5 protein-coding genes are annotated in these 3,082 nt (G+C 68.8%); 3 read left to right on the top strand and 2 right to left on the bottom strand.

Annotation, left to right across the window (positions count from 1 at the left end; all coding sequences use genetic code 11):
• The first annotated feature begins 53 nt into the window (after positions 1-53).
• Together ACI2LP_RS34110 and ACI2LP_RS34105 are read left to right on the top strand one after the other, a co-directional pair.
• Entirely contained in the window at positions 54-569 is a 516-nt protein-coding gene (locus ACI2LP_RS34110; RefSeq protein WP_404728418.1) for a sigma-70 family RNA polymerase sigma factor, read from the top strand.
• Positions 566-856: a hypothetical protein gene (locus tag ACI2LP_RS34105; RefSeq protein WP_404728417.1), complete on the top strand. Its 291-nt coding sequence runs from the start codon at positions 566-568 to the stop codon at positions 854-856. The genes ACI2LP_RS34110 and ACI2LP_RS34105 overlap by 4 nt, the downstream gene beginning before the upstream one ends.
• A gap of 595 nt (positions 857-1,451) precedes the next feature.
• Here ACI2LP_RS34105 and ACI2LP_RS34100 read toward each other — a convergent pair.
• Positions 1,452-1,655, bottom strand: a complete 204-nt coding sequence (locus tag ACI2LP_RS34100) for a hypothetical protein (protein ID WP_404728416.1) — start codon at positions 1,653-1,655, stop codon at positions 1,452-1,454.
• 250 nt (positions 1,656-1,905) lie between these two features.
• Positions 1,906-2,157 (bottom strand): PadR family transcriptional regulator, encoded by a 252-nt coding sequence (locus ACI2LP_RS34095; protein WP_404728415.1) that lies wholly within the window; start codon positions 2,155-2,157, stop codon positions 1,906-1,908.
• A 592-nt stretch (positions 2,158-2,749) separates the two neighbouring features.
• Between ACI2LP_RS34095 and ACI2LP_RS34090 the strand changes: the two genes are divergently transcribed.
• Positions 2,750-2,875, top strand: coding sequence for a hypothetical protein (locus ACI2LP_RS34090; RefSeq protein WP_404728414.1), 126 nt, complete (start codon positions 2,750-2,752; stop codon positions 2,873-2,875).
• Positions 2,876-3,082: the final 207 nt, after the last annotated feature.

The following is a 3,082-nucleotide window of genomic DNA, read 5'->3' as shown; positions in this document are numbered from 1 at the left end:
TACAAGAACCCTCCCCCGCACAACCGGCCGACGCACAGCCGGCCGAGGCCCTCGTGCCCGCGCCCGCAGCTCCGGCCGACCTGGAACGCGAGGCCGGCCTCGCCCGGCTCTTCGAGCTGCACTACTCCTCGATGCTGCGCCTGGCCGTCCTGCTCGGCGCGGACGATCCGGAGAACGTGGTGGCCGAGGCGTACTACCAGATCTACCGCAGGTGGCGGCGCCTGCGGGACGTCGAGGCGGCTGAGGCCTATCTGCGCTCCACCGTGTGCAACCTGGCCCGTATGCGGATACGCCACCTCCAGGTCGCCCGCAAGCACGTGGAGACCGAGCCGGACGAGAGCGTCGCGTCCGCCGAGAGCACCGCGCTGCTGCGCGACGACCAGCGGGTCCTGATCAACGCGCTCCAGCAACTGCCGCCGCGCCAGCGCGAGGCGCTCGTGCTGCGGCACTGGCTCGGACTGAAGGAGAGCGAGATCGCCGCCGCGATGGGCATCTCCTGCGGTTCGGTGAAGACACACACCTCACGCGGCACCGCCGCGCTGACCCAGGCAATGGAGGCCCGGCGATGAACGACACCAGTCCGGACCGCACGGAGCGGGAGCTGCGCGAGGCCCTGCAGGCGCTGGCCGACGGGGTCCAGGCCGCCCCCGACGCCTATCGCACGGCACGCGGCGAGTGGCTGCGCCGCGAACGCCGGCGGCGGCTCATCCTCGCAGTGCTGATCGCCATCGTCTTCGCCGTGGCCACGCTGATCGGCCTGTGGGTCCTCAACCAGGCCCCGTCCGCCCCAGGCGTGATCTTCTCCGGCACCGACGGCCGGCTCGGTCACGCGTCACTCTTCCAGCCCCACCCCTGATAGTTCTCGTTGTTGGTGCGGCCGAAGCGATCGGGCCCGCGTTCCCGGCGACGCGGAGGGTGCGGCCGCGATGGTCATCACCGGCTCTTGATGCCCCACAGGATCCGCTCGCACGGACCTGGCAGTCAGCGGGTTTCTGCGGTGCCGCCAAGGGGCGACGGCGCGCGCTGGCGCGGCCTTCCTGCATGCACGCTGATGGTGGCGGCCTGCGCGAGCTCACAGCCGCCGCGCGCCAGAGCGTGGTCCACACTGCCAACAGCCGCTGCACCTCGTTGGCATCCGTGCACACCACCGGCTGGATCATCCGGGCCAGGAACCGCAGCAGAGCCCCGCCGGATCCCTCCTCGAGCCCGAATCAGTCGTCGTCGCAGACCCAGCCGTCGTCCCAGTCATCGTTGCTGAAACGGTGCTGAGCATTGTCCCGCCCGGCCGTGGTGAACCGTGAGTCGCTGCTCAGCAGGAGTCAAGGCCGCACACCGCTTGAGAAATGCGATCCCGTCCAGACTGCCCCACCAGTCCATGCGCTGCCGTCGCAGCAGATCGACGGACAGCACCCTACGCAATTGAGCCAGCTTCCAGGCACAGACCGGATTGCCTACCCAACGTCCGCCAGGGACAACCGGCACTGTCCGTCAGCGACTTGGCGCGCCACCCAGTCCGCGTCGGCGTACATCGCCTCCTCGTCGAACCGCATGCCGGCAGCGAACATCAGCATCTGCAGGCGCTCATGAAAGTGCATCACATCCCGTGCCAAGTCGAACCGCACCTCCAACAGGTCCAGCCGCTTGCGAAGCGGCACGGGAGTTGGGTTGAGCAACCGGTCCCCGGACGCCGAGGATCCGCTGATCTCGTTGCGGGATTCCCGCACCCAGTCGCTCGGGCCGAAGGCGGCGCAGCAGGGCCCGAGTCACTCTCCATCTCCCGGGCGCGAGGCAGAGGTTCTCCGCTGGTCACCCTGCTGATGCACACGCGCAGCGGTCCGCCGCTGACCGAAGAAGAGAAGGCCTGTCGACACTCGGGCCGAGTCGATGTCGCGAGGAGCGGTGCGGCTAACCGCCACCGGCCCTTCCTCCATCGACAGCCGGGCGTACGGCAGCCCATACGGGAAGGGGCTGCTTCCTGGACTTGTAGGCGCGCGCCAGGTCATCGCGGGCCCGTACGGCACCATCCTGTGTGATCCGGTAGAAGCGGCGGCGAGGACGCCCGGCCTGCTCATGCACCACCGGGTCCTCCCAACTGCTGTCCACCCAGCCGACCTGCTCCAGACGGGCGAGGATCGGATAGATCGTCCCCGACGGCAATCCCGATTGCCACCGCAGCGCAGCATGTGTCTGGCCGGTCTGCTGGTGCTGGACATCACGGCCGCGGATGAGCCCACCGCCCTGGCGGGCTGTACCGGGCGTGGGCTTCCTCCGGTACCTGTCGACTGTGGCGGGTCCCTGGCCGACCAGGCGGCGCAGGCGGCGCACCTCCCGGCGTGGGACGGGATCCGGTCAAACTATCGCGGGCGGGATGAGACGCCAGCGGACGCCAATGAACAGTGATGCCCGCACGGTCCCGATCCGCGAGGGAGCTTGCACCGCGTTCTTGACCTCGCGTCAGGTCACCGGCAACCGCCTGGCAGGAGACCCGCGGCCGGTCAGCCCGGTACAACCCGGCCCTGCCGACGGCTCGAAGCCGGTAGGCGTGCACGGATGCAGATCCTGCCACGCAGCCCCCTGGAACGCCGGGCGTCCGCACGACAAGGTCACCTGCCGGCATGTGCATCCGGTGACGAGCCGTTGACGGAGAGCCCATCGTCCGGCTGTCGTCCACGGAAAAAAATTTCGCCGGAGCGCCATCCCATGCCCGCCCTGAGACGTATGTGAGGGAAGCACGTTTCAGGAGGAGATCATGATCTTCAATCATCTCAGTCCCGCGAAACACCATCGGGGCAAGAAGGACAAGACGTCGGACAGCTCGGATTCCACCGGCAAGCGCCGTCGTCGCCGCCGTACCACCACCCATGGTCACAAGTGACCGCAGACAACGGCTGAGCGGGCCCGGGCGCCCCGGATGTGCCCGGCCCGCTCAAGGCCGTGATCCATGAGGAACTCGCCATGGCGCATGTCCGACGGCATGTTCTGCGGCGGCTGCTGTCGGTGACCGATGACCACGACGGGGTTGTCGCCGCCGCGCCTCCGGTCGCCCCGCGTGAGGTGTTCCGGCGTTTTTGGCCCTATACAC

Source organism: Streptomyces sp. NPDC019890 (assembly GCF_044903445.1).
Taxonomy (GTDB): Bacteria; Actinomycetota; Actinomycetes; order Streptomycetales; family Streptomycetaceae; genus Streptomyces.
The sequence above is the reverse complement of the archived record's forward strand: the minus strand, read 5'-3'. Positions and strand labels throughout refer to the sequence as shown.